Here is a 25,122-nt window from a genome sequence, read left to right on the forward strand (position 1 = left end):
GGGGTCTGGTGCGTGCAGCTGCAAGGCGGAGGAGGGAGTCGACGCGGAGCGTCGGCGAGTGACGACAACGCCGCAGATGCACGCACCAGACCCCGCGCCGCCGGCATGATCCGCCGGACAGGCCCTAGCCCGGTACGGTCAGAGCTCCCGGAACAGCTGCAGGTAGCGGGCTGTCAGTTTCGGCCAGGCGTAGCGTTCCTCTGCCGTTCGCCGGCCGGCCGCTCCCATCCGGTCCGCCAGATCCCCGTCGGCCAGCAGCTTGGCGCACGCCGCGGCAAGAGCGTCCGGATCCCCCGGCGGGACGAGCAGACCCGTCTCCCCTCCGTCGACCACGTGCGGGATGCCGCCCACCTCAGAACCGACGACCGGTGTGGCACAGGCCATGGCCTCGACCAACGCCATGCCGAAGGACTCCGCCTCGGTGAGCGAGGGCAGCGCCAGCACGGCGGCCGTGCGTACCGCTTCCATCAGTGCTTCGCCGCTCAGGGCACCCGGGGTCTCCAGGCGGTCGGCGACGCCGAGCTCGGTCGCGAGGGCGCGCAGGCCGGGCAGCGCGTCGCCGTCACCGACCAGGCGCAGACGGGCGTCGGGCACGGTGCGGACGAGGTGGGCGAAGGCGCGGACCAGGACGTCGACGCCCTTCCAGGCCGAGGAGCGGTCCATACGGCCGACGTAGACGACCGTGCGGGGGCGGCGGGAAGCCGGCTCGCCCGGTGTGAAGCGGTCGGTGTCCACGCCGGGTGAGATCCGCACCGTGTGCGGGTGCCCGTCGGCCAGCGACACCGGCGACACCGCGACCAGTCGCCGGGCGCGGGCGAAGACCCGGGGCAGCACGGCCCTCTCGTACAGGCCGATCAGCCGGTCGGCGGCGCCGCTGTCGGCCTCGCCCTTGTGCATCGATCCCGCGTGGTAGGTCAGCACGGTGGGCCGGCGCCCGGCCACGGCGACGGCGAGGTCGCCGAGACCGGGGACGGGCGCGTGCACGTTGACGACCTCGGCGCGGGTCCGCCGCAGCCAGCGACGCAGCTGCAGCGGCCACAGCGGGCTGAGCGGGGTGTTGGACAGCTTCAACCAGACGCCGAGCCGCACCACCGGGATGCCGTCCTCGTTGCCCACGGTGGTGCGCAGCCCTCCGTCGAGACGCGTGGTGATGACCACGGGCCGCAGATCGGCGGAGCCCGCGACGGCTGCCGCGATGCGCGCGGCGTACTGCTCCACCCCGCCGATCTTCGGCGGGTAGTACGGGGCGACGACCGCGACGGTACGGCGTCTGCTCACACCGACTCCCGCAGCCGGGCGGGCAGCGACTGGGCGCGGGCGACGTAGCCGGGCAGATTGGCGTCGAGGATCGCGCGGTAGGGGGCGGGGTCCTTCAACAGCGGCTCGACCAGCGCCCACAGCCTGTCGTGGGTGACGTCGGCGATGGGCAGGACCCACTCGCCGAGGCCCAGGTCGGCCATGATGCCCCGGGTCTTGTGCTCGTACTCGATGGCGACGCAGGGCACCTCGCTGGTGAGCGAGAAGATCACCGAGTGGAAGCGAGTACCGATGAGCAGGGAACACTCGTCGTACAGGCCCTTGAGGTCGCGGTAGTCGACGACCTCGTCGACCATGAGCGGGCCGCTGGTGCAGTGGGCGGCGATACGGCGCTCGCAGATGCGGTCGTCGTCGCCGAGGTAGTCGGTGCTCACCTGCGGGATGAGGACCGCCCGGACGCCGGTGGCCTGGACGGCGTCGATGGTGCGGGCGAGTTCGCGTTCGTAGCGTTCCTGCGCTGCGGGGGCCAGCCAGCGGCGCGCGGTGATGCCGACCAGTCGCTCGTCGGGACCGACGCCGATCTTGGCCCGCCAGTCGATACGGCGCTCGGGGGCGAAGGCGAAGCCGGCGTCGACGGCTCGCTCGATCTGCTGCGCCGGGATGTCGCAGGCAAGCAACTCGCCCACACTGACGTCCTCGCGCGGCAGTACCGCGGCCGAGCGCCGCATGACCCGCCCGACCAGCTTGCGCTGTGCGGCGGCCGGGAACGGACCGAAGGACTGCGGGGCCCAGACCACGGGGACGCCCGCCTTCTGCGCGAGCAGCGCGGGCAGCAGGACGAAGAAGACGTTCTGGTAGCCGTCGAGACCGGGGCGGGCCAGTACATAGCCACCACCCATGGACACCACCAGGTCCGCCGTGGCCACGGCACGGGCCTCGCGCCGGGCCTCGGCGGGCAGCACCGCGACGACGGCCCGGGCGAACGGACGGGGCAGGGCGACCGCCGCGGTGCCCGCCAGCCCGAGCAGCGCCTTGCGCAGCAGGCGTCGGGGCAGCGAGACGGTGCCGTCGGCGACGTAGCGGCGGATCGAGCCGATGTTGCGCACGCCCTCGAAGGCCGTGTGCACGGCGGCGTCCTCCATGCCCGCGATCACCACGTCGGCTTCGGGAAAGGCCTCCTGTACGTGCTGCAGGCAGACGGAGAGGAGAGCGGCGTCGCCGGCGTTCTCACGCACGTACGCATTGATCACCACGATTTTCAAGGAGCGGGCCTCTCGGAACTGAACGAACTGGCGGAACTGACGGTGTTCGTGGGGGAGGTGAGCAAGCCGGAGGCAAGGTGGGGGTCGGCATGGGCGTCGAACGGTGCGCCGGGCGGATCACCGTAGGGGGCCGCGTACGGCTCGGTGTCATAGCCGTGGTAGTCCGCGTACGGCTCGCCGCCGGACGCCGCGTACGGGTACTCCAGGCCCACGCCGTACGGGTCGGCGGGCCCGACCCGGTAGGGCGCGTCGTAGCCGCCGACCACGTCGTGATACGGCGTGTCGAGGTCCGTCGGCCGCAGTGCCAGGGTGTCGTCCGGCGACGGGGTGTCCGCCGCGGGCACCGGCGTGGCCACCGGCGCCGACGCGGCGCGGGGGCGCCGGACCAGACTCGCCGTGGCGAAGAGGCCGGCGACCGCGTTCCCCGTGGCCCACGCGTAGCCGATCCACACCAGGCCCCGGTCGGCGAAGGCGGAGGCGAGACCGACGGACAGACTGGCCATGATCGTGTTGGCGGCGATCAGGTGCCGCATGCGCTGAGCCAGTTTGAGGGCGAAGCAGGCCCAGGTGTTGAGGGCGACCGGCAGGGCGGCGATCGCCAGCACGGTCAGCAGAGGCCGGGCCTGACCCTCGTACTCGGCGCCGAACATCTTCAGCAGCAGTCCCCCGCCGAAGACCACGACCGCGGCGGCGGGCACCTGGACGGCCGCGATGATCCGCCCGGAGCGCAGCATCAGCTCCCGGAACCGCGACTCCTGGTGCGAGACCTCCACGAAGACGGCCTCACCGACGGCGGTGGAGACGGAGTTCAACATGGCCGCGATCTGGAACGCCACGAAGAAGTAGCCGGCCGCGGCCGCCCCCAGGTGGTGCAGCACGATCAGCGGCGTCGCCAGCACCGGCGTCAGATTGATCAGGTTGGAGAGATGGCTGGCGACGGAGAAGCGGAACTTCTCGCGCAGCCGGGTGCCGTGGGTGCGCAGGTCCATGCGGAAACCGAGCCGTCGGCGCAGCACCACCACGGCGACCAGCACCGTCACCGCGTAGCCCACGCCGGCCGAGGCGACGATCCCGAAGACGCCGAGCCCCGTGAGGACGGCCGGGATGGCGACCTTGGCGACTCCCTGGGTCAGTCCGTCGATCAGCACGTTGTACTCGGGAATGCGGGCCGCGTTGAAGACCGACTTGACCAGCATGCTGGCCGCCGCGCAGCCGCAGAACACGGCGAAGGCGACCGCCGACATCCAGTTGTCACGGACGAAGCCCAGCTTGGCGCCGTACAGCGGGAGTCCGAGGAGGTAGATGCCGGCCGCCACGCATCCGACCACCGTGACCAGCACCATCGCCTGGCTGATCTGGGCGTTGCGCGCCTCGCGCTCCGCCGGGAAGCGGACCAGTGTGTTGTTCAGGCCGAGCAGGCTGAAAGTGGCCAGCAGCGAGGTCGCGGAGATCAGCGAGGTGGCGAGTCCGACCTGGGAGGGGCTGTAGAAGCGGGCGACGACCACCCAGAACACGAAGCTGAGCCCGGCGGTGACCACCGTGGAGGCGAGCAGGAAGAACGAGCTGCGGTAGATCCGGTCGCCCGGGCGGCGGTGCCGGCCACGCGCGGGCGTGGCCGGGGCGGTACTCCCATCCGTCATGGGTGCTCACCGCGGTAGTGCGCCAGCAGGGTGTGGACGTGGTCGTTCCAGGCGAAGGCCTTCTCCGCGTACGTCCGCGCGTACTCCCCCATCCGGGCCCGCCGCTCGGGGTCGGCGGCCAGCGCGCGCAGTTCGGCGGCGAGCACGGCCGGCTCGCGTGGCAGCAGGGACACCTGGTCGCGGTCGAGGTCGTAGGGGGTGTAGCCGGGGTCGTCGGTGGTGACCACCGGCAGGCCGGAGGCCATGGCCTCCTGCACGGTGAGCGGAAATCCCTCGGCGGTGGAGGGCAGCGCGAAGACGTCGCAGGCCCGGTAGGCCTCGGCGACGGCCTCGGGGGGCAGCGCGCCGAGGTGGTGGACGCCGGGCCGACCGGCCAGAGCCGCCGCGTCGCCGCCCCCGGAGAACACCAGGTCGTAGCCGGCGTCGGGGGTGTGGGCGGCGAGGAGCAGGTCGTAGCCCTTCTTGGGCACGAGCCGGCCCACGAACAGGACCAGTACGCGGTCGGCGGGCAGCCCGAACCGCGTCCGTGCGAGTGCCCGCTCGGCCTCGGAGGCGGCGGGGCGGAACAGTTCCGTGTCCACCCCGTTGGCCAGATGATGCCGGCGCCGGGCACCGTGGCCTTCCACGAACCGGGCGACCGAGGCGTTGAGCGTGAACACCGCGCGGGCACCGCGCAGGAGACCGCGGCCGGCCACCCCGTACACAGCGCGCTGGACAGCCTGGACCAGACCGGAGGGGTGCTCGACGACGGCCACATGCTGGGTGAGGACGTACGGGGTGCGGGTGAGCTTGGCCGCCAGGCCTGCCGTCCACGAGCTGATGTAGAGGCAGTCGTGGATGTGCACGGCGTCCGCGTGCCGCGCCCAGCGCAGCGCGACGGCCGCCAGGGCGGGCGAGAACACCGGGAAGGGCACACCCGCCTTGCGCTCCGCACCGTTCCAGGCGGCGACGCGCACCACCCGCACCCCGTCCTCACGGGTGACGGAGGAGCGGTCGGCGCTGGTGACGACGGTGACGTCGACGCCCTCCCGGGCAAGTCCGACGGCCTCGCGGCGCGCGACGTTCTCGATGCCACCGACGTGCGGCGGGTAGTAGTGGCTGACCAGGAGGACCCTCAACGGTCTCGTGCTCATCGGTAGATCACCGCTCCCCCGTTGCTGTAGATGATGTCCCGGGAGTCCAGGACCTTCATCGGGTACTCGTACGTGATCAAGTCGCCGCCGTAGAAGACCGTCACCTGGCCGGTGCGGGTCGGTGTGGTGCCCAGGAGCACGTACGAGTCCGTGCGCAGGGAGGCCGGGGTGATGTCGGCGAGGGTGGGATGGGTCAGAAGGGCTTGGAGGCGGCTGTAGCTGAACCGGTCGGTCTGGATCAGCCCCGTGCCGTCCTTGGCGATCCGCGCATCGAGCCAGAGCGCGGCCCGGCGCTCCTCGGCGTGCGGGTAGTAGATGGAGTAGTACTGGCCGGAGTTGGACAGCTGCACCTGCGCCGGATAGCCGCCCAGCGCCTTGGGCACCACACCCGACAGGTCGAGCAGCAGCCCGGCCAGCAGTACGCACGCCACGGGCACGGTACGGCGGCCCGCCCAGCGCAGTGCCCACAGCGTGGCGGTGGCCAGGAACGGCGCGAAGAAGAACAGGCCCTGCTGGAACGCGCGCAGCAGGCTGTAGTCCACCGAAAGCTGCGGCACCAGCGTGAAGACGGCGACCATGCACCAGGCACCGGCGGCGATGGTGATCTGGTCGCGCACCGGCCGGAACGCGGAGCGGCGCGCCCACAGCGCCACCGCGAAGCCGACCATCACCATCAGCTGGAAGAACAGCGCGGTTCCCTGTCGGAGCGCGCCGTTGAGTCCCGGCACGCTGATGCCGAAGGCGTCCATGAGCCGTCCGATGACGGTCAGCTTCATCGTCGGCACTTCGACGACGGGCGTGGACAGGCTGTCGATCTGCTTCAGCGGCAGGTAGTTGCCGTCGTCCCGCTCGGCCGCGGTCTGCTTCAGCAGGTCGGCCTTGTACTCCTTCAGGCGCTCGGACGCCGGGATCTTCTTGCCGCCGAGGATGCTGTACGCCGTGTCGGAGGAGCCCGACTCCGACTTGCCCCCGAACACGGCCGAGGCGACCGACGTGAGGGTGCGTTCGACCTGGCCGCCCGTGTGGGTGAGGGGGCCCGACCACAACAGGGCGAGCACGGCTGGCACTGCCACCACCCACCAGGTGAGGAAGGACAGCATCCGGTCCTCGCGGCGTTTGCGGCGCGTCCTTCCGCGACCGCGCCGGGACACCAGCCGCCACACCTTGTCCAGGGCGAAGGAGATGGCGAGGGTGCCGACGACGACGTAGGTCGTGGAGTAGTGGGAGAGGACGATGCCGCCCAGCAGCACCACGAACACCGTCCGGCGCAGGGCCAGCGGGCCGCGCGAGTCGGTGAGCACCACCATGGCGCAGCCCAGCAGCAGGAAGGCGATCTCCTGGCGACCGAGGTAGGTCATGTCGGTGAGGAACGTGGGGAAGACGATGAAATACACCGCAGAGATCAGCGCGACCACGCGTGGGGCCACGTTGCGTACCGCGCGGTGTACCAGCACCGGGGTGAACGCGAACAGCAGCGGCAGGACGACCTTGAAGATCGACGTGTCGGAGAGCGCGGTCATCTGGAAGATGTGCACCGGCAGCAGCGTGATGCTCAGACAGGCGTTGTACGGGTCGGTGTAGGTGCCGATGTTCCAGTACTCGCCGCCCAGGGCGAGCCGGAAGTACAGGTACTCCTTCTGGATGTCGTGTCCGGTGATGTACTGCCCGCGCAGCGAGGTGAGCAGCAGCAGCGCGGCGGAGGCGCAGTACAGGCCGAACTCCAGGACGGGGACCGGGTAACGGGCCCGGCGCAGCAGGAGCAGACAGATCAGCGCGGCCACGACGACCGTGGCGACGGCGCTGACCGTGCCGCCCAGGCCGTTGTTGAGCCGGATGGGCCCGGCCACGGAGAGGACGAGGGCCAGGCAGCCGAGGGCCGCGACCGGCCTGAGTCCCCGGGTGGTGGACCAGGCTTCCAGGACGGACCGTCCGGAGCGTTCCGGCATGGGTGCGAGAACGCCGAGCACGACCAGGGCGGCGGCGGTGGCGACGGTGAGGAACAGTCGGGTCAGCGGCCGGTCGACCCCGATCAGGGGAAGCGTGGTGTTCACGGTGAGCGCGACGACGATGTCGGTCAGCACCGTGAATCCGACAGCGAGCAGCTGGGCGGCGGTCCCGGTGCTCACGATGCGCGCGGTCACCCCACGCCACAGCAGGACGGGGGCGCCGAACAGCAGCCACAGTCCGGCGAGGGTCTGCAGCGGACCGGGTGTCTGGGGCAGCAGTTCCAGGACGCTGGCCGGGGCGAGGCTGAGCAGGATGGCCCAGCGGCGGCCGATCGGGATTCCCCAGGGGCCCGCGGGCCCGCCGGCCCCGAGGGGCGGCTCGTCGTCGGTGTGCGGCTGCGGGTCGGGGCCGGTGACCCGCAGTGCCAGGGTTTCGTCGTTGACGGTCACAACAGGCCGGCCTTGGTGTAGACGTCGTCGACGAGACGGGCGACGGTCTCCCACGAGTAGTCCCGGGCCCGCTCCACGCTGGCGCGGGCCAGCCGCGCCCGCAGCGCGAGGTCGGCAGCGACGGAGTCGAGGGCGGCGGCGAGAGCGGTCGGCTCGGGGGCAGCCAGTAGCCCGGTGTCACGGACGAGTTCCCGGGTGCCGGGCACGTCGGTGGCGATCACCGGCAGCCCGGCCGCCATGGCCTCCAGAACGACCAGCGGCATGCCCTCCTTGTCCGAGGGCAGCACGAAGGCGTCGGAGTCCGCGTACGCCTTCACCAGGTCCTCCCCGAGCAGTGCACCGCTGAACTCCACGTTCGCCAGGCCCAGGCCGGCGGCCTGTTCCTCGAGCTGCCCACGCAGCTCGCCGTCGCCGACGATCCGCAGCCGGATGTCCTGCCGCGTCCGGCTCAGGGCGTTCAGCAGCCGGGGCACGTTCTTCTGGACTCCGAGGCGGCCGACGAAGAGCAGCTTCATGGGGCCGGGCGCGGGCTCTCGGGCCGGCATGAAATACATGGCGCCGACGCCGTTGGGCACGACGTGGACGCGGTCGGCGGGTACCCGGTAGGTGTCCGTGAGGAATGCCGCCTGGGCGTCGGTCAGTGCGATGACTCCGGCCGCGTTCCGCAGGACGCGTCCGAACACATGCTCCTTGTAGTGCGGAAGCAGAGCACCGAGAGGGCCGGAGGCGTCCACGTCGAGGTGGAAGTGGAGCAGGAATCGGGTACCGCGCAGCCGGGTGGCGAGAGCGACCATCTCGGGAAGCAGAGCGTGCGCGCAGTGCAGATGGAGCACCGCGTCGCGGGGCAGCCTGGCGAGGTGCGTGGCGAGGCCCGGGGCGAGGGCGGTGTGCGCCACCTCCACGGCCCGGTGCCGGTGCACCACTACCCCCTCCTCACGGGTGGTGCGAGGCATGCCCTCGGTGCGCAGGGCCGTGGTCAGGACCTCTACGTCGTGCCGTCTGGCCTGCTCCCGAGCAAGGTTGGAGACGACACGCTCCAGCCCGCCGAGCGCCGGCGGGTAGTACGGAGTGATCTGGACGATGGTGGGCATTCAGGCTTCCCGGAGTGTGGCAGGTGCGGCTCGTGGGGGGTGGGAGGGGGCGGGCTGGAAGCGGTCAGCGCAGATGCATCTGGAGCCGCTGTGAATGGCCCGGCAGCGTCACCTCGACGAGATCCGCGTTCTTCTTCCCGCTGCCCTTCAGACGCAGCCGGACGTCGACGCCGATCAGGGCACCCGGCTTGGTGGTGACGGGTTCCGTCCGGGCGGCGAGGCGCTTGCCCTTCGCGTCCTCGGCCCAGGCCCGCACCGTGTGCTTGCCGCCGGTCTCGCCGTGCTCGACGACCTCCAGCGGCACGACGAGTTCGTCCCCGTCGAAGAACGGCTCCTTGCCGAAGTACATCTCGATGTAGGACTGCTGACGTTCGGTGAAGGAGTCCTTGAGCACGGTCCGCACCTCGGGCACGGACCAGCCGCCGACGCCGAGCACGACCACGGCGATCAGGGCGGCGACGGTGCTTGTCGTACCGCGCAGCGACCGACCGCGCCGTCGCGACGCGGTCGTCCGGGATCGGCGGCCGGGCTGCCGGTCGTCAGGTTGCCGTGCCGACCCGTCCGCGGTGTCCTGCGGGCCGGGCCCAGTGTCGTGAGACGTGCCGCTCACGCCATTTCCAGGGGGACCTCATCGGTGTTGCGCTGCCCCGGCAGGGACGCCAGTGTCGTCTCCCCGAACTTCTCGGCCGAGGACGTGGCGGACCGGGACGCCCTGGGTGCCGTCGAGTCCGCGATGGACGCGTCGAGATCGAACGATTCAGTGATCTCGTCGATTTCGTCGTCCAGCCGATCGGTGGCGGGCTCTTCCGGGTCGAACGCCGCGGACGCCTTGAAGATCGTGGAGGTGTCATAGGTCTCGCGCAGCCCCGATCCGTCGGAGAGGCCGGGCACATCGGACGGTTCGGTCACATGCGCGTCCGCAGCGGACGGCTCGCGCTCGAGTACCGCCGCGGTCTTCTCACTGAGCTGCTCCACGGCGGCCACGGCACGCTCGGCGGCCACGGCGGCGCGCTCGGCGGCATCGTTGGCGCGGGCCATCTCGGCCAGCGGAACCATGCGTGAGGGCGTGGTGCGGAAACGATTGTCCCGGACCTTGTGCTCGAAGAGCTGGCGCAGGTTGGCCACTCCGTCGGGCAGGGCGTTCAGCTTGACCTGTCCGCCGCGCACCCGGTACTCGATCGGCACCTCGAGGCAGCGGAAGCCGGCCCGGGTCGCCGCGTTCTTGATCTCCTGCGAGAAGGCCATGCCCGGCGAACGGACGTCGATCGCGGCCCATACATGACGCTGGAAGACCCACATGCCGGACTGCGAGTCGCGCAGACCGTTACGGAACAGGGCCCGGCTCAGGGCGCTGAGGGCGTGGTTGGCGACCGTGTGGGACGGTTTCATGGCACTGCGGTTCTCGACCCCGAGCCGGTTCGTGGTCATGAACTCCACCCGCCGGGCATCCATGATGTGCAGCAGGTGCGGCAGCGCGTCGAACGGGTACGTGCAGTCGGCGTCACCCGTGGCGATGACCTCGCCCCGGGCCGCGTCGAAGCCCGCCTGGTAGGCGTTGCCGTATCCGCGCAAGGGCTGCGAGACGACCCTGGCACCCAGCGAGCGGGCCACTTCCGCGGTGTCGTCGGTCGAAGCGTTGTCGACCACGATCACCTCGGCCTCCCAGCCCGCTTCCGCCAGTTCGCGGTGCGGGATGGTCGCCATGACCGTCGGCAGGTTTTCAGCTTCGTTGAGCGCGGGAATGACTATGGACAGAGATCTCAAAGCAAGCCCCCCCAAGGACTTGAAACAGTCACTGGACATCACTCCTGGCGCGGGCCCCCTTGCCCGACCGTGACGGTGCTTCGGCCCATGTCCTGCGACACGGGCCCCCCTCCACACACCACGGGAAACCGGAAGACCGTTGTGCACACTCGTACGACTAACGGACTGATGTCTCATTCAAATAGTTTCATCGCACCTTAACCCGTACTCACTTTGTGCACGTAACTCCTTCACGGACTTGTTATCCAGGTCACGTCGGCTTCACATGACCACCCACCCGGACATAGCGGGACGACCAGGTCCTGCGGGGCTGAACACGCCGAAGGGCGGCCACCCCGAGAGGTGACCGCCCTTCAACTCAAGCAACCCGCTTACTGGTTGTACGGCCCGTAGTCGTAGTCCTCCAGCGGCACAGCCTGCCCGGAGCCCGTGCCGAACGGCGAGTAGTCGATGTCGTCGTAGCCGACGGCCGAGTACATCGCGGCCTTGGCCTCCTCGGTCGGCTCGACCCGGATGTTGCGGTAGCGGGACAGGCCCGTACCGGCCGGGATGAGCTTACCGATGATGACGTTCTCCTTGAGGCCGATGAGGCTGTCGGACTTGGCGTTGATCGCCGCGTCCGTCAGGACTCGGGTCGTCTCCTGGAAGGAGGCGGCCGACAGCCAGGATTCCGTCGCCAGCGAGGCCTTGGTGATACCCATCAGCTGCGGACGACCGGAGGCCGGGTGACCGCCCTCCTGGACCACACGACGGTTCTCGGTCTCGAACTTCGAGCGCTCGACCAGCTCACCGGGCAGCAGCTCGGCGTCGCCGGACTCGATGATCGTCACACGGCGCAGCATCTGCCGGATGATGATCTCGATGTGCTTGTCGTGGATCGACACACCCTGCGAGTTGTAGACCTTCTGGACCTCGCCGACCAGGTGGACCTGGACGGCACGCTGACCCAGGATGCGCAGCACGTCGTGCGGGTTGGTGGCACCCACGGTGAGCTTCTGGCCCACCGAGACGTGCTCGCCCTCGCTGACGAGGAGCCGGGCGCGCTTCGAGATCGGGAACGCCGTCTCGTCGCTGCCGTCGTCCGGCGTGATGACGATCTTCTTGGTCTTCTCGGTCTCCTCGATGCGGACACGGCCGTCCGCCTCGGAGATCGGGGCGACACCCTTCGGGGTACGGGCCTCGAAGAGCTCGACGACACGCGGCAGACCCTGCGTGATGTCGTCACCGGCCACACCACCGGTGTGGAAGGTACGCATCGTCAGCTGGGTGCCGGGCTCACCGATGGACTGGGCGGCGATGATGCCGACCGCCTCACCGATGTCGACCAGCTTGCCGGTGGCCAGCGAGCGGCCGTAGCACATGGCGCAGGTGCCGACGGCGGACTCGCAGGTCAGGACCGAGCGGGTCTTGACCTCGGAGACACCGTGCTTGACGAGCTCGTCGATGAGGACGTCGCCGAGGTCGGTGTTGGCCGGGGCCAGCACCTTGCCGTCGACGGTGATGTCCTCGGCCAGCGCACGGGCGTACACGCTGGTCTCGACGTTGTCCGCCTTGCGCAGCACGCCGTCCGCGCCGACCTCCGCGATCTGGAGCTTGAGACCGCGCTCGGTGCCGCAGTCCTCCTCGCGGATGATGACGTCCTGCGAGACGTCCACCAGACGACGGGTCAGGTAACCCGAGTCGGCGGTACGCAGGGCGGTGTCGGCCAGACCCTTACGGGCACCGTGCGTGGAGATGAAGTACTCCAGCACGGACAGGCCCTCACGGAAGGACGCCTTGATGGGACGCGGGATCGTCTCGTTCTTGGCGTTCGACACCAGACCACGCATACCGGCGATCTGCCGCATCTGCATCATGTTTCCTCGGGCACCCGAGTCAACCATCATGAAGATGGGGTTCGTCTTGGGGAAGTTCGCGTTCATCGCCTCGGCGACCTCGTTGGTCGCCTTGGTCCAGATCGCGATGAGCTCCTGCGTGCGCTCTTCCTTGGTGATCAGACCGCGCTCGTACTGCTTCTGGACCTTCTCGTCCTGCGCCTCGTAGCCCTTGACGATCTCCTTCTTCGCCTCGGGAACGACGACGTCGGAGATGGCCACGGTGACACCGGAACGGGTCGCCCAGTAGAAGCCGGCCGCCTTCAGGTTGTCGAGCGTCGCCGCCACGATGACCTTGGGGTAGCGCTCTGCCAGGTCGTTGACGATCTCGGAGAGCTGCTTCTTGCCCACCGAGTAGTCGACGAACGGGTAGTCCTCGGGCAGCAGCTCGTTGAAGAGCGCGCGGCCCAGGGTGGTGCGCAGCCGGAAGGTGTCACCCGCCTGGTACTCCGGGTCGCCCTCCTCGACGGCCGGCGGCGTCCAGCCACGCGGCGGGATGGTGCCCACCGGGAAGCGGATGTCGATCGGCGACTGCAGCGCGAGCTCACCGGCGTCGAACGCCATGATCGCCTCGGCCGTGGAGCCGAAGGACCGGCCCTCGCCCTTGGTGTCACGCAGCTCGCCGTCGGTGGTAAGGAAGAACAGACCAAGAACCATGTCCTGGGTCGGCATGGTGACGGGGCGACCGTCGGCCGGCTTCAGGATGTTGTTCGAGGACAGCATCAGGATGCGGGCCTCGGCCTGCGCCTCCGCGGACAGCGGCAGGTGTACGGCCATCTGGTCACCGTCGAAGTCCGCGTTGAACGCGGTGCAGACGAGCGGGTGGATCTGGATGGCCTTGCCCTCGACCAGCTGCGGCTCGAAGGCCTGGATGCCGAGGCGGTGCAGGGTGGGAGCACGGTTCAGGAGAACCGGGTGCTCGGCGATGACCTCTTCGAGGACGTCGTACACGACCGTGCGGCCGCGCTCCACCATGCGCTTGGCGCTCTTGATGTTCTGCGCGTGGTTCAGGTCGACCAGGCGCTTCATCACGAACGGCTTGAACAGCTCCAGCGCCATCGCCTTCGGCAGACCGCACTGGTGCAGCTTCAGCTGCGGACCGACGACGATCACGGAACGCGCGGAGTAGTCCACACGCTTGCCGAGCAGGTTCTGACGGAATCGACCCTGCTTGCCCTTGAGCATGTCGCTCAGGGACTTCAGCGGGCGGTTACCGGGACCGGTGACCGGGCGACCACGACGACCGTTGTCGAAGAGGGCGTCAACAGCCTCCTGAAGCATGCGCTTCTCGTTGTTGACGATGATCTCGGGCGCGCCGAGGTCGAGGAGCCTCTTCAGACGGTTGTTGCGGTTGATCACACGGCGGTACAGGTCGTTCAGGTCGGAGGTCGCGAAGCGGCCACCGTCCAGCTGCACCATCGGGCGAAGGTCCGGCGGGATGACCGGGACGCAGTCGAGGACCATGCCCTTGGGGCTGTTGGAGGTCTGCAGGAAGGCAGACACGACCTTCAGCCGCTTCAGCGCACGGGTCTTCTTCTGGCCCTTGCCGGTACGGATGATCTCGCGGAGACGCTCGGCCTCCTCGTCGAGGTCGAAGGACTCCAGGCGCTTCTGCAGCGCCGCGGCACCCATCGAACCGTCGAAGTACGTGCCGAAGCGGTCCCGCAGCTCGCGGTAGAGCAGCTCGTCACCTTCGAGGTCCTGGACCTTGAGGTTCTTGAAGCGGGTCCACACCTCGTCGAGACGGTCGATCTCGCGCTGCGCACGGTCGCGCAGCTGCTTCATCTCACGCTCGGCACCCTCGCGCACCTTGCGGCGCACGTCGGCCTTGGCACCCTCGGCCTCCAGCTCGGCCAGGTCGCTTTCCAGCTTCTTGGCGCGGGCCTCCAGGTCGGAGTCACGGCGGTTCTCGACCTGCTGACGCTCCACGGAGACGTGCGCCTCCAGGGAGGGCAGGTCGCGGGTACGGCGCTCCTCGTCGACGTACGTGATCATGTACGCCGCGAAGTAGATGACCTTCTCGAGGTCCTTGGGGGCCAGGTCGAGCAGGTAGCCCAGACGCGACGGGACGCCCTTGAAGTACCAGATGTGCGTGACGGGGGCGGCCAGTTCGATGTGGCCCATCCGCTCACGACGCACCTTGGCGCGAGTGACCTCGACGCCACAGCGCTCACAGATGATGCCCTTGAAGCGGACGCGCTTGTACTTGCCGCAGTAGCACTCCCAGTCCCGGGTCGGACCGAAGATCTTCTCGCAGAAGAGTCCGTCCTTCTCGGGCTTGAGGGTGCGGTAGTTGATGGTCTCGGGCTTCTTGACCTCGCCGTGGCTCCACTGACGGATGTCGTCAGCGGTGGCCAGACCGATCCGGAGCTCATCGAAGAAGTTGACGTCGAGCACTATGCGTCAATCCCTCTCAGGGTTGTAAGTCTTGGGGTCTGAAACGGGGGTCCAGGGGCCGGCCGGAGGTTCCTCACCAGGTCCTCCGGCCGGACTCCCGTCAGACCTCTTCGACGCTGCTCGGCTCGCGCCGGGACAGGTCGATGCCGAGCTCTTCCGCAGCGCGGAAGACGTCCTCGTCGGTGTCGCGCATCTCGATGGACATGCCGTCCGAGGACAGCACCTCCACGTTGAGGCACAGGGACTGCATCTCCTTGATGAGCACCTTGAAGGACTCGGGGATGCCGGGCTCGGGGATGTTCTCGCCCTTGACGATGGCCTCGTAGACCTTCACGCGGCCGGTGACGTCGTCGGACTTGATGGTCAGCAGCTCCTGGAGGGCGTAGGCGGCGCCGTATGCCTCCAGCGCCCACACCTCCATCTCGCCGAACCGCTGGCCACCGAACTGGGCCTTACCACCCAGCGGCTGCTGGGTGATCATCGAGTACGGACCGGTCGAACGGGCGTGCAGCTTGTCGTCGACCAGGTGGTGCAGCTTGAGGATGTACATGTACCCGATGGAGATCGGGTCCGGGAACGGCTCACCGGAGCGGCCGTCGAACAGCCTCGCCTTACCGGTCGGCTGCACCATGCGCTCGCCGTCGCGGTTCGGGATGGTGTGGTTCAGCAGACCCGCGAGCTCGTCCTCACGCGCACCGTCGAACACCGGGGTGGCGACGTTGGTGCCCGGCGCGACCTGGTCGGCGCCGATCACCTGGAGCCGCTGCGCCCAGTCCTCGGCGAGCCCGGAGACGTCCCAGCCGCGACTGGCGAGCCAGCCGAGGTGGATCTCCAGGACCTGTCCCGGGTTCATTCGGGACGGCACACCGAGCGGGTTGAGGATGATGTCGACCGGGGTGCCGTCCTCCAGGAACGGCATGTCCTCGATCGGCAGGATCTTGGAGATGACGCCCTTGTTGCCGTGTCGGCCGGCGAGCTTGTCACCGTCGGTGATCTTGCGCTTCTGCGCCACGTACACGCGCACCAGCTGGTTCACACCGGGGGGAAGCTCGTCGCCCTCCTCGCGGTCGAAGACGCGGACGCCGATGACCTTGCCGGTCTCGCCGTGCGGCACCTTCAGCGAGGTGTCACGGACCTCACGGGCCTTCTCACCGAAGATCGCGCGCAGCAGGCGCTCCTCCGGCGTCAGCTCGGTCTCACCCTTGGGCGTGACCTTGCCGACGAGGATGTCACCGGCGATGACCTCGGCACCGATGCGGATGATGCCGCGCTCGTCGAGGTCGGCGAGGACCTCCTCGGAGACGTTCGGGATGTCCCGGGTGATCTCCTCGGGGCCGAGCTTGGTGTCACGGGCGTCGACCTCGTGCTCCTCGATGTGGATCGAGGAGAGGACGTCGTCCTGCACGAGGCGCTGCGACAGGATGATCGCGTCCTCGTAGTTGTGACCCTCCCACGGCATGAACGCGACCAGCAGGTTCTTGCCGAGCGCCATCTCGCCGTTCTCGGTGGCCGCGCCGTCGGCGAGGACCTGGCCCTCGATGACGCGGTCGCCCTCGTCGATGATGACCTTCTGGTTGACCGAGGTGCCCTGGTTGGAACGGGCGAACTTGGCCAGGCGGTACGTGATGTACGTGCCGTCGTCGTTGGCGGTGGTGATGTAGTCCGCGGAGACCTCCTGGACCACACCCGCCTTCTCGGCCTTGACCACGTCACCGGCGTCGACGGCGGAGCGGTACTCCATGCCGGTGCCGACGAGCGGGGCCTCGCTCTTGATGAGCGGCACGGCCTGACGCATCATGTTCGCGCCCATGAGGGCACGGTTGGCGTCGTCGTGCTCGAGGAACGGGATCATGGCGGTCGCGACCGACACCATCTGGCGCGGCGAGACGTCCATGTAGTCCACGTCGTCACCGGGGACGTAGTCGACCTCGCCGCCACGACGGCGGACCAGGACGCGGTTCTCGGTGAAGCGCATGTCGTCGTCGAGCGTGGCGTTGGCCTGCGCGATGACGAAGCGGTCCTCCTCGTCGGCCGTGAGGTAGTCGACCTCGTCGGTGACGATGCCTTCGACGACCTTGCGGTACGGCGTCTCCACGAAGCCGAACGCGTTGACGCGGCCGTAGGAGGCGAGCGAACCGATCAGACCGATGTTCGGGCCTTCGGGCGTCTCGATCGGGCACATACGGCCGTAGTGAGACGGGTGCACGTCACGGACCTCGAAGCCGGCCCGCTCACGGGAGAGACCACCCGGGCCAAGCGCCGACAGACGGCGCTTGTGGGTGAGACCCGACAGCGGGTTGTTCTGGTCCATGAACTGCGACAGCTGGCTGGTGCCGAAGAACTCCTTGATGGAGGCGACGACCGGCCGGATGTTGATCAAGGTCTGCGGCGTGATCGCCTCGACGTCCTGGGTCGTCATGCGCTCACGGACGACGCGCTCCATACGAGCCAGACCCGTGCGGACCTGGTTCTGGATGAGCTCGCCGACGCTGCGCAGACGACGGTTGCCGAAGTGGTCGATGTCGTCGGTCTCGACGACGATGTTCGTGCCGCTGTCGCCGACCGTCTCGGTCTCGCCCGCGTGCAGCTTCACCAGGTACTTGATCGTCGAGATGATGTCCTCGACGGTCAGGATGCCCGCGTCCAGCGGAGCCTCCGCACCCAGCTTCTTGTTGACCTTGTAGCGGCCGACCTTGGCGAGGTCGTAGCGCTTCGGGTTGAAGTAGAGGTTCTCCAGAAGAGTCTGGGCGGCCTCACGCGTGGGGGGCTCGCCCGGACGCAGCTTGCGGTAGATGTCGAGCAGCGCGTCGTCCTGGCCCTGGGTGTGGTCCTTCTCCAGGGTGGCGCGCATCGACTCGTACTCGCCGAACTCCTCGAGGATCTGCTCGGTGGTCCAACCGAGAGCCTTCAGGAGCACGGTGACGGACTGCTTGCGCTTGCGGTCGATACGGACACCGACCATGTCGCGCTTATCGATCTCCATCTCCAGCCAGGCACCCCGGGAGGGGATGATCTTGGCCGAGAAGATGTCCTTGTCGGACGTCTTGTCGATGGAGGAGTCGAAGTAGACGCCCGGCGAGCGGACCAGCTGCGACACCACGACACGCTCGGTGCCGTTGATGACGAAGGTGCCCTTGTGGGTCATGAGCGGGAAGTCGCCCATGAAGACCGTCTGGGACTTGATCTCGCCGGTCTCGTTGTTGGTGAACTCGGCCGTCACGAAGAGCGGGGCCGCGTACGTGAAGTCGCGGTCCTTGCACTCGTCGATGCTGTTCTTCGGCGGCTCGAAACGGTGGTCACGGAACGTCAGCGACATCGACCCGGAGAAGTCCTCGATCGGGGAGATCTCCTCGAAGATCTCCTCCAGACCGGACTTGGTGGGGACGTCCTGACCTGACTCCAGAGCCTCCTCGACCCGACTCTGCCAAGCGGTGTTCCCGAGCAGCCAGTCAAAGCTCTCGGTCTGCAGCGCGAGCAGGTTGGGAACCTCGAGAGGCTCCTTGATCTTTGCAAAGGAGATGCGCAGCGGGGCGGTGCTGGCACCGTTGTTCGTATTCGCGGTCGAGGCAGTGCGCGAGGCGGCCAAGAGGGGGTCCTTCCGAGGGCTCGGACTCACTACGCGCTCCCCGGACCCTCACGCACGGCATAGAGACAGCTATCTCCGATTTGACCAAAAGGCCAGGTCAGAGATGGTCCGATCATCGATGCTGAGGCGAGGGCAGACCCCTGGTGACGGGCAGGGGACAGCTAACAGGCAGCGCAAAGGGTCAGTGTAGCCACTTGGCGCACTGATGTCCAGCCCCGCTTTTCTGCCCGGTCTTCAAAAACTCTCGCTGCCCTCAACGTCCTCGGCATGGTGCCCTCAACGCACGTTGATACTGCCCTCTTCGTCGCCGATCCATGCCTCGGATTCGGACCGTTCTGGCGACGCGTCCTGAGAATTGCGCGCTGCGTGCGGTTCGTCAAGGCCCCTCAGCCCGAACCCGGGGTTTCGGGAGACACGACGAAGATCACCATACCCCCCGCTCACGAGGGGACAGGGCAACCGTGACCGCGCCTCCAGGAACGCCGAAGAGCGACCACCCGGATGGATGATCGCTCTTCGGTGCTTACGCGTTACAGGCCAAGCGAGACCTGTGAGAGGCGTTACTTGACCTCGACGGAGGCGCCGGCGCCCTTGAGGGACTCGGCGGCCTTCTCCGCGGCCTCCTTGGCGACCTTCTCGAGAACGGGCTTCGGGGCGCCGTCCACGAGGTCCTTGGCCTCCTTCAGACCCAGGGAGGTCAGCTCACGCACGACCTTGATGACCTGGATCTTCTTGTCGCCGGCACCCGTGAGGATGACGTCGAACTCGTCCTGCTCCTCGGCAGCCTCGGCCGGGGCGGCCGGACCGGCCGGGCCGGCAACGGCGACCGCGGCGGCGGCGGTGACGTCGAACTTCTCCTCGAACGCCTTCACGAACTCGGAGAGCTCGATGAGGGTCATCTCCTCGAACTGCGCGAGCAGGTCTTCCTGGCTGAGCTTCGCCATGAGGGGCGATCCTTCCACTAATTCGGCTGGTGCCGGTTGTATCGAAACGGCGGGCGTACTTACGGCCCGCTACGACCCGCGCCTCATACGGCGTGGATCAATGCGCGAGCCGAATTACTCGGCACCGCCCTGCTCGGCCTGCTTGGCACGAAGCGCCTCCGCGGTGCGGACGAACTTCGACGGGAGCGCCTGGAAGACCTGAGCAGCCTGGGTCTGCTTGCCCTTGAAGGCGCCCGCCAGCTTGGCGAGCAGAACCTCGCGGGACTCGAGGTCCGCAAGCTTCTTGATCTCGTCGGCGGACAGCGCCTTGCCGTCAAGGACACCGCCCTTGATGACGAGGTTCGGGTTGTCCTTGGCGAAGTCACGAAGACCCTTCGCCGACTCCACCGGGTCACCGGTGACGAAGGCAACTGCCGTCGGACCGTTGAACAGGTCGTCGAGCGTCGAGATCCCGGCCTCGTTGGCCGCAATCTTGGTCAGCGTGTTCTTCACCACGGCGTACTGGGCGTTCTCACCGAGCGAACGACGCAGCGTCTTGAGCTGCGCCACGGTGAGACCCCGGTACTCGGTCAGCACGGCGGCGTTCGAGCTACGGAACTGCTCCGCGAGCTCGGCCACCGCGGCAGCCTTGTCGGGCCTTGCCATAGAGCGTCGGCCTCCTTCCGGGTGATGAGGACCGCTCGGAAGGGGCTGGGACGAACGAAACGCCCCGGCGCAGGCGCACGGGGCGTAGCTCGACCGGAACACGCATGCCGTAGGGCAGCGGACTCCAGGAGCGACTTCCACATTCACCTGCGCGGGTCGTCCGCGAATTTCAGCGGATCCTTCGGCCACCGCGCCCTCTTGCGAGGACACAGCAACGACCAGCGGTCTTTGGCTTCTGTAGGAGCGTACGTGACCGGATCCCTGTCAAGCAAATCCGGTCCTACGACGCTCAGCTGCTCTGGAGTTCCTTCATCATCTCGGCCAGGTCGGCGGTCTCCTTGGCGGGCGGCGCCGTGACGGTCACCGGCTTGTTGTAGTCGAGGAAGGTGAAGGTCATGTCGAACTTGCCCTTGTCGGCGTCGCCCTGCATGCGGAACTGCTTGGCGTGGTCCTCGCCGTCGACCCACATGTCCATCGTGAACTTGTCCAGGCCCAGCTTCTCGAGCTGCTCGGTGCTCTTCTCGCGCTGCTCACGGACCGACTTGTCGGCGTCCTTGAAGGAGGCCTTGAGCTCGGCCAGCGTGACGTCGCCCGAGTAGTGGGTGGTCTTGACCCCGTCGACGGTCTCGGTGCCGACCTTCTTCACGTCCTTGGCGCCGTTGAGGAAGGAGGACATGGAGGCCGGGTTCTGGTCGGCCTGGCCGGCGCCGGGCGCGGTGGCGCCGAGGCCCCCGTCCTTGCCGAGCGAGGACAGGTCGAACTTCATCCACTTCTTGCCGTCCATCTCCTTGGCCATCTCGGCGTTGCCGCCGATGTACATGGCCTTGTCGACGAGCCGGATCTCCGCGGAGCCCTGACCGGCCGCGGTCATCTTCATGCTCATCGCGATGTCGGGCTTGGTCCGCATGGCGGCCTCGGCCTGGACCTGGCCCTGCCCGGGCATCTCGCCCTTCATGCGGTAGTGGAAGGAGGTGATCTCCTCCGTGTTCTTCGCCGCCTTGGCGACCGCCGCCGCGGGCGTCATCTTCGGCGACTCCTCGCCCGACCCCTTGGAACAGCTCACCGCGCCGGCGGCGAGGGCCACGGCGGCGAGGCCTGCGCCGATCGTGCGAGTGCGCGCGGAACGTCGTACAGAAGTACCCATTGATTCCCCCCAAGGAACATATGGCCGATTCACAGCAAGACCGCGAGCTTATCCGAGAGGGGACGGAGGGGTCCGTGAATTCCCGGAGGCTCAGGAGGGGTTGGTGCTCGACTGTGACAGGAGGGCCTTGAAGTCCGCCGTGTCGGCCGCCGGCGGTTTCCGTACGGCGACCCGCACGCCGTAGTCGCTGTAGTGGGCGGTCTGGGTCACCTTGCCGTTCGCCGTGCTGGTCTTCTCGACCTTTTTGACCAGCAGGTTCTTCTCGTTGATCCATATGTCGACGGTCTCGGCGGTGACGCCGGCGTCCTGGAGGCGCCGACGCAGCTCGGTGTCGGTGACGTCCTCGAGCTCCACGGTGCCGCTGTAGTGCGTGGTGGCCTGGCCGTCCACGGTCTCCGCGCCGACCTCGCGCACGTCCTCGGAGTCCAGCAGCAGCTTCACCGACTGGTCGGGGGTGGTGGAGCGCATCTGGTCGGCGAGGTCGGCGCCGCCGCCGAGGCTCTTCAGGTCGTCGTAGGCGTACTTGAGCCAGTGCTTGCCGCCGATCCTGGCGGCGAAGGTGTCTCCCATGCGCGCGTAGTAGGCGTCGGAGAGGTAGCGGGCCTCCATGGAGGTGACGCCCAGGTCGCGCATGGCCTTGGCGGCGGTGCCGCCGGTGTAGCGGATGGTGAGGGTGCCGGAGAGCTCGTCACGCCAGGCGAGGACGCCGTCGGCGGTGAGGGACAGCTGGCTGCCCATCACGGTGGTGGACCGCACCCGGGCCGTCTCGGCCCGCTCGGTGGCGTGCTCGGCAGTGCGCAGGGCGGGCAGCGAGGCGGGCGCCGAGGTGGTGCGCCTCTCCACGGGCTCGTCGGGTGAGCCAGAGGAGGAGGTGCAGGCTGCGAGTCCCGTCAGTGCGGCGGCCGTCGTGAGCCAGACCGTCGTCCTCTTCATGCGTCCCCCTGGTGCAAGTGCCCTGCTCGCACGCTAACCCAGAGCACAGTCCCCGCACATGGGAACGGGCCCCGCACCTCGAAAGGTGCGGGGCCCGTGAACCTGCCGGTGTCTCAGACCGCGGCCGGGTCCTCCTCGACGAGGAGGTTGCGGGTGCGGTTGGAGTCCAGCGGAATGCCGGGGCCCATCGTGGTGCTGATGGCGGCCTTCTTGATGTAGCGACCCTTGGCGGCGGACGGCTTCAGACGGAGGATCTCCTCCAGCGCCGCGCCGTAGTTCTCCACCAGCTTGGTGTCGTCGAACGACGTCTTGCCGATGATGAAGTGCAGGTTCGAGTGCTTGTCGACGCGGAACTCGATCTTGCCGCCCTTGATGTCGTTGACAGCCTTGGTGACATCGGGGGTGACGGTGCCGGTCTTGGGGTTCGGCATGAGACCACGGGGACCGAGCACGCGGCCGAGGCGGCCGACCTTGCCCATGAGGTCCGGGGTGGCGACGACGGCGTCGAAGTCCAGACGGCCCTTCGACACCTCGTCGATGAGCTCGTCGGCGCCGACGATGTCGGCGCCCGCGGCACGAGCGGCCTCGGCACGGTCACCGGTCGCGAAGACCAGGACCCGGGCGGTCTTACCGGTGCCGTGCGGGAGGTTCACGGTGCCACGGACCATCTGGTCCGCCTTGCGCGGGTCTACACCCAGACGGAAGGCGACCTCGACGGTGCCGTCGAACTTGGACGTGGAGGTTTCCTTGGCGAGACGGACGGCCTCGAGCGGGGCGTACAGCTTCTCCCGGTCGATCTTCTCGTCCGCAGCCCGGAGGGCCTTGCTGCGCTTGCTCACAACTGCTCCTGTGTGTTCAGAAAGGAGTCGTGGTGTACGGGCCGAGCAGGCCCTACCACTTCTGCTTGTCTTACGGGGGTGAGGTCAGCCCTCGACCGTGACGCCCATGGAACGCGCGGTGCCGGCGATGATCTTCGCGGCGGCGTCCAGGTCGTTGGCGTTGAGGTCGGGCATCTTGGTGGTGGCGATCTCGCGGACCTGCGCCTCGGTGATCTTGGCGACCTTGGTCTTGTGCGGCTCGCCGGAGCCCTTCTCGATGCCCGCGGCCTTGAGGATCATCTTCGCGGCCGGCGGCGTCTTGGTGATGAAGGTGAAGGAGCGGTCCTCGTAGACCGTGATCTCCACCGGGATCACCCAGCCACGCTGCGACTCGGTCGCGGCGTTGTACGCCTTGCAGAACTCCATGATGTTGACGCCGTGCTGACCCAGCGCGGGGCCGACCGGCGGAGCCGGGTTGGCGGCACCGGCCTGGATCTGGAGCTTGATGAGCCCCGTGACCTTCTTCTTCTTGGGAGGCATAGCTCTCCGGGTCCTTTCGATTCGGGTCCTGCCTGTGAACGGGGACCACCCGAGCGCAGGCATACCGCACAACGATAACGGGTATAGATGCGCGGCCAAAAACCGAGCAGGTCAGGCAAGCTATGAACAGCCCGCCTGACCTGGTCGGAAGCCTTCTGCGAAGAACTAGTTCTTCTGAATCTGATCGAACGAGAGCTCGACCGGGGTCTCACGACCGAAGATCTCCACCAGACCCTTGACCTTCTTGGAGTCGGCGTTGATCTCGTTGATCGTGGCCTGCAGGGTGGCGAACGGACCGTCGGTGACGGTGACCGAGTCGCCGACCTCGAAGTCCAGCACCTGGACCTCGACCTTGCGGGCCGGAGCCGGCTTGCCCTCGGCCTCGGCGGCCTCGCGGGCGGCCTTCTCCTCGGCCTCCGGGGCGAGCATCTTGACGATCTCGTCCAGCGTCAGCGGGTACGGGTCGTAGGCGTTGCCCACGAAGCCGGTGACGCCGGGGGTGTTGCGGACGACGCCCCAGGACTCGTTCGTCAGGTCCATGCGGACGAGAACGTATCCGGGGAGCTTGTTCTGGCGGATCGTCTTGCGGTCGCCGTTCTTGATCTGGACGACCTCTTCCTGCGGCACCTCGGCCTGGAAGATGTAGTCCTCGACGTTCAGCGAGACGGCACGCTGCTCGAGGTTGGTCTTCACGCGGTTCTCGTAACCGGCGTAGGTGTGGATGACGTACCACTCGCCGGGAAGGGTCCGCAGCTCCTCGCGCAGGGCGGCGACGGGGTCGACCGGCTCGGCCGGCTCCTCCTCGACGAGCTCTTCCTCGTCCTCGACGGCCTCGACGTCACCGCCGGACTCGTCCTCGAACTCGTCCTCGGTGTGGAGCGCGGCTTCCTCGGCGGGCTCGCCCGCCTCGGCGTCGGCAGCCTCGACCTCGTCCAGGTCCTCGTCCGCGCCCTCGACGATGTCGAGCTCGTCGTCGACAGACTCGTCGGGCTCGATGGCGTCGTTCAGGTTCTGGTCAGACACGGTGGCTGCTTCTTCCTGGATACATGGGGTGGAACATGCGAAAAGGGGCGCCGGTAACCTCGGCGCCCTTCGCTCTGTGCTCAGCCGAATACGTACTTGGCGGCGTGGTTGAGTCCATAGTCAATCACGGTCACCAGACCGATCATGACGAGAACGAAGACGATCACCACGGTCGTGTACGTCGTCAGCTGGTTCCGCGACGGCCAGACGACCTTGCGGAGTTCTGCGACGATCTGCCGGTAGAAGGTCGCAAGGCGCTTCAGCGGGCCCTTCTTGGCACGCTTGCCGCCCTTACGGGTCTTCTTGTTGGACTCCGGCACTTCGTCCTGGGCATCAGGCGTGTCGATGGAGCCCACGGCGTCCGCCATTCGTCCTCACCTGTTCCCGGGTCGTGGCCGTGCCGCGCCCGGTTGGAGCCGCACGGCGGTGCGTTGCTGTACGTACGTTGTGTAGCAGGGCCGGAGGGACTTGAACCCCCAACCGCCGGTTTTGGAGACCGGTGCTCTACCAATTGAGCTACGACCCTTTGATGTCCCCCAACGTACCGCATCCGCTTGGATGCCCGGTTGAAGGCCAACGAGGTGAGAGTGTACGTGCTCCGTGGCCCTCCGTCGAACAGAAAGCACCTGCAAGGGCCTTGGACACGGAAGATCGCCCAGCACAGGGGGTAAATCC

The 25,122-nt window shown here is 68.0% G+C and carries 18 protein-coding genes and 1 tRNA gene; all 19 read right to left on the reverse strand.

Going from position 1 to position 25,122, the window contains the following annotated elements; all coding sequences use genetic code 11:
- Positions 1–138: 138 nt before the first annotated feature.
- On the reverse strand, positions 139–1,278 hold the full coding sequence (locus AB0D34_RS41330) for a glycosyltransferase (RefSeq protein ID WP_362671884.1): 1,140 nt from the start codon (positions 1,276–1,278) through the stop codon (positions 139–141).
- Complete coding sequence (locus AB0D34_RS41335; protein WP_362671887.1) at positions 1,275–2,492, reverse strand: polysaccharide pyruvyl transferase family protein; 1,218 nt, start codon at positions 2,490–2,492, stop codon at positions 1,275–1,277. The genes AB0D34_RS41330 and AB0D34_RS41335 overlap by 4 nt, the downstream gene beginning before the upstream one ends.
- Before the next feature lie 23 nt (positions 2,493–2,515).
- Positions 2,516–4,159 (reverse strand): oligosaccharide flippase family protein, encoded by a 1,644-nt coding sequence (locus AB0D34_RS41340; protein ID WP_362671889.1) that lies wholly within the window; start codon positions 4,157–4,159, stop codon positions 2,516–2,518.
- Entirely contained in the window at positions 4,156–5,292 is a 1,137-nt protein-coding gene (locus AB0D34_RS41345) for a glycosyltransferase family 4 protein (RefSeq protein WP_362671891.1), read from the reverse strand. The genes AB0D34_RS41340 and AB0D34_RS41345 overlap by 4 nt, the downstream gene beginning before the upstream one ends.
- A complete protein-coding gene (locus AB0D34_RS41350; RefSeq protein WP_362671893.1) occupies positions 5,289–7,688 on the reverse strand; it encodes a DUF2206 domain-containing protein in 2,400 nt (799 codons plus the stop codon). Before AB0D34_RS41350 ends, AB0D34_RS41345 begins: the two co-directional genes overlap by 4 nt.
- A complete protein-coding gene (locus AB0D34_RS41355; RefSeq protein WP_362671895.1) occupies positions 7,685–8,779 on the reverse strand; it encodes a glycosyltransferase family 4 protein in 1,095 nt (364 codons plus the stop codon). The genes AB0D34_RS41350 and AB0D34_RS41355 overlap by 4 nt, the downstream gene beginning before the upstream one ends.
- 64 nt (positions 8,780–8,843) lie before the next feature.
- A complete protein-coding gene (locus tag AB0D34_RS41360; protein ID WP_362671898.1) occupies positions 8,844–9,389 on the reverse strand; it encodes a hypothetical protein in 546 nt (181 codons plus the stop codon).
- Positions 9,386–10,720, reverse strand: coding sequence for a glycosyltransferase family 2 protein (locus tag AB0D34_RS41365; protein ID WP_362671901.1), 1,335 nt, complete (start codon positions 10,718–10,720; stop codon positions 9,386–9,388). The genes AB0D34_RS41360 and AB0D34_RS41365 overlap by 4 nt, the downstream gene beginning before the upstream one ends.
- Positions 10,721–10,914: 194 nt before the next feature.
- Positions 10,915–14,814 carry a DNA-directed RNA polymerase subunit beta' gene (locus AB0D34_RS41370; protein WP_362671903.1) on the reverse strand — a complete coding sequence of 1,300 codons (3,900 nt, stop codon included), beginning with the start codon at positions 14,812–14,814 and terminating at the stop codon, positions 10,915–10,917.
- 100 nt (positions 14,815–14,914) lie between these two features.
- On the reverse strand, positions 14,915–18,400 hold the full coding sequence (gene rpoB, locus AB0D34_RS41375) for a DNA-directed RNA polymerase subunit beta (protein ID WP_362671905.1): 3,486 nt from the start codon (positions 18,398–18,400) through the stop codon (positions 14,915–14,917).
- Positions 18,401–18,960: 560 nt separating this feature from the next.
- Positions 18,961–19,344: a 50S ribosomal protein L7/L12 gene (gene rplL, locus AB0D34_RS41380; protein ID WP_020135821.1), complete on the reverse strand. Its 384-nt coding sequence runs from the start codon at positions 19,342–19,344 to the stop codon at positions 18,961–18,963.
- Between the two features lie 114 nt (positions 19,345–19,458).
- Positions 19,459–19,989 carry a 50S ribosomal protein L10 gene (rplJ, locus tag AB0D34_RS41385; protein WP_266519626.1) on the reverse strand — a complete coding sequence of 177 codons (531 nt, stop codon included), beginning with the start codon at positions 19,987–19,989 and terminating at the stop codon, positions 19,459–19,461.
- A 289-nt stretch (positions 19,990–20,278) separates the two neighbouring features.
- The gene (locus tag AB0D34_RS41390; protein ID WP_362671907.1) at positions 20,279–21,133 is read right to left on the reverse strand and encodes an LppX_LprAFG lipoprotein; all 855 of its coding nucleotides are present in this window, start codon (positions 21,131–21,133) and stop codon (positions 20,279–20,281) included.
- Between the two features lie 90 nt (positions 21,134–21,223).
- The gene (locus AB0D34_RS41395; RefSeq protein ID WP_362671910.1) at positions 21,224–22,066 is read right to left on the reverse strand and encodes an LppX_LprAFG lipoprotein; all 843 of its coding nucleotides are present in this window, start codon (positions 22,064–22,066) and stop codon (positions 21,224–21,226) included.
- A 113-nt stretch (positions 22,067–22,179) separates the two neighbouring features.
- Complete coding sequence (gene rplA / locus AB0D34_RS41400) at positions 22,180–22,905, reverse strand: 50S ribosomal protein L1 (RefSeq protein ID WP_007384045.1); 726 nt, start codon at positions 22,903–22,905, stop codon at positions 22,180–22,182.
- A gap of 84 nt (positions 22,906–22,989) precedes the next feature.
- Positions 22,990–23,424, reverse strand: coding sequence for a 50S ribosomal protein L11 (rplK, locus tag AB0D34_RS41405; RefSeq protein ID WP_362671914.1), 435 nt, complete (start codon positions 23,422–23,424; stop codon positions 22,990–22,992).
- Between the two features lie 165 nt (positions 23,425–23,589).
- Entirely contained in the window at positions 23,590–24,447 is an 858-nt protein-coding gene (gene nusG, locus AB0D34_RS41410) for a transcription termination/antitermination protein NusG (protein WP_362671916.1), read from the reverse strand.
- A gap of 80 nt (positions 24,448–24,527) precedes the next feature.
- Positions 24,528–24,815 (reverse strand): preprotein translocase subunit SecE, encoded by a 288-nt coding sequence (gene secE / locus AB0D34_RS41415; RefSeq protein WP_362671918.1) that lies wholly within the window; start codon positions 24,813–24,815, stop codon positions 24,528–24,530.
- An 85-nt stretch (positions 24,816–24,900) separates the two neighbouring features.
- Positions 24,901–24,973 (reverse strand) — tRNA-Trp (locus AB0D34_RS41420).
- Positions 24,974–25,122 lie beyond the last annotated feature (149 nt).

The organism is Streptomyces sp. NPDC048420, from assembly GCF_040651535.1.
In the GTDB taxonomy this organism is placed as follows: Bacteria; Actinomycetota; Actinomycetes; order Streptomycetales; family Streptomycetaceae; genus Streptomyces.